The 255-nt window shown below is 52.2% G+C and carries 1 rRNA gene; it reads right to left on the bottom strand.

Annotation, left to right across the window (positions count from 1 at the left end):
- Positions 1-116: ribosomal RNA gene (locus EO083_RS09820) — 23S ribosomal RNA — on the bottom strand; the annotation flags it as partial.
- Between the last annotated feature and the right edge of the window lie 139 nt (positions 117-255).

Here is a 255-nt window from a genome sequence, read left to right on the forward strand (position 1 = left end):
CGGGTATCCCGGGATCTTCGCTCGCTTGCAGCTCCCCCGGGCTTTTCGCAGCTTGCCACGCCCTTCTTCGCCTCCTGTCGCCTAGGCATCCACTGCGTGCCCTTATCACCTTCACCTCTATCTTTTCCCTATGCATTTTTCAATGACCCATCCTAAATCTTTCTTCATTCTTCGGGTCGCCACTCAAAAATGGATAGCAGTCCTGATTGTTTTTTACTCCTTAGAAAGGAGGTGATCCAGGCGCACCTTCCGGTA

This window comes from Thermosipho globiformans, from assembly GCF_003990895.1.
Classification (GTDB): Bacteria; Thermotogota; Thermotogae; order Thermotogales; family Fervidobacteriaceae; genus Thermosipho; species Thermosipho japonicus.